Origin of the sequence: Actinoplanes sp. NPDC051633 (assembly GCF_040681735.1) — a bacterium.
GTDB lineage: Bacteria > Actinomycetota > Actinomycetes > Mycobacteriales > Micromonosporaceae > Actinoplanes.
This window is the reverse complement of the sequence record NZ_JBFAZH010001744.1, coordinates 1-1,171: the sequence shown is the minus strand read 5'-3', so window position 1 is coordinate 1,171 and position 1,171 is coordinate 1. Positions and strand designations below refer to the sequence as shown.

At 73.0% G+C, this 1,171-nt stretch carries 4 protein-coding genes; all 4 read left to right on the top strand.

Translation table 11 applies throughout. The annotated features are described in order from the left end of the window. Nucleotides 1-21: 21 nt before the first annotated feature. The gene (locus tag AB0M20_RS44840; protein ID WP_364307713.1) at nucleotides 22-105 is read left to right on the top strand and encodes a hypothetical protein; all 84 of its coding nucleotides are present in this window, start codon (nucleotides 22-24) and stop codon (nucleotides 103-105) included. A 20-nt stretch (nucleotides 106-125) separates the two neighbouring features. Next, on the top strand, nucleotides 126-314 hold the full coding sequence (locus tag AB0M20_RS44835) for a mobile element transfer protein (RefSeq protein ID WP_161191806.1): 189 nt from the start codon (nucleotides 126-128) through the stop codon (nucleotides 312-314). A 15-nt stretch (nucleotides 315-329) separates the two neighbouring features. Then, the gene (locus AB0M20_RS44830; protein ID WP_359701455.1) at nucleotides 330-632 is read left to right on the top strand and encodes a SpdD protein; all 303 of its coding nucleotides are present in this window, start codon (nucleotides 330-332) and stop codon (nucleotides 630-632) included. 6 nt (nucleotides 633-638) lie between these two features. Next, a partial coding sequence (locus tag AB0M20_RS44825; RefSeq protein ID WP_364307711.1) for a GGDEF domain-containing protein occupies nucleotides 639-1,171 on the top strand: 533 nt, incomplete at its 3' end.

The window sequence follows — 1,171 nt, the reverse complement described above, 5'->3', positions numbered from 1 at the left end:
CGCAAGACCACGGGTGAGCCGATCACGGCTGACGCGCTCGCCGCCCGGCTCGGTCTGCCCGCGCCAACCTGCCAGGCCATCGCCGCACAGCTCGAACTCACCTGATTCGGAAGGGAGGTTGACCCGTGAGCACGTATCGCCGGTTCCGTGACGTGCGCCGCTTCGGCCCGGTCACCGTCGCCACCTATCACGACGGCCGGGGCCGCACCCGGCACACCGCCGCCTGCTCCGCCCCCGGCTGCGGCTTCTCGGCCGACTACGCCGACCGCTCCGCCGCCGAACTCGCCGCCCGCACCCACCGCTGCAACCCCTGACAGGAGGAACCACCGATGCTCACCCCCAAGTACCCGCCCACCGACCACACCCCGACCCCGGCGCCCACCGCGTCCTCGACCGTGGCGGCCACCACCACCCCGGCCCCGGTCGCCCCGGCGCCGGTGTCGAACCGGCCGACCATCCAGCTCACCCCCGGCAGCACGCTCGCGCTCGTCGGCGGCGGCACCGCCGTGGTTCTGATCGTCGGCACCGTGCTGGTCTCCATGCTCCTGGCGGTCGCCATCACCGGCGTGAGCGTGGCCATCTGCGCCGTGGTCCTGCGCTCCCTGCTCAACGACTCCCGCAAGGGTCGGTGACCCCGCATGGACTTCACCCTCGTCGGCGCCGCGTTACCGGCCCTCGGCTGGGCCGTGCACGGCAGCGTCCTCGCCCGCCGTCTGGCTGGCGCCCGCCGCGACCCGCTGACCGGCCTGCACACCCGCGCCGGATGGACGACCCGCGCCGAACGCGTCCTCGACGGGCACCCCAACGCCCTTGTGGTCTTGGTTGATTTGGACGATTTCAAGGCCATCAACGACCGTCACGGCCACCCCGCCGGGGATGCGGTACTCGCCGCGACCGCCCGCCGACTGAACGACTGGGTTGGACGCCATGGCATCGCCGCCCGGATCGGTGGAGACGAGTTCGTCGCCATCGTCACCGACCCCGGCCACACCACCGGCCTTAACGCCCTGCGGACCGCTCTGGACCGCCCCGTCCACCACAACGGCGAGGCACTGCCGGTCTCCGCCTCGGTCGGACGCTCCCGCCGCGCGGACCTGCCGGTCCCCACCCTCACCGACGCACTCTCCGCCGCCGACACCGCGATGTACGCGATCAAGGGCCACAGCCGACG

Bases quoted from the DNA above. Each gene is read 5' to 3' on its own strand.
- AB0M20_RS44830 (WP_359701455.1), top strand. From the start codon at position 330: ATGCTCACCCCCAAGTACCCGCCCACCGACCACACCCCGACCCCGGCG.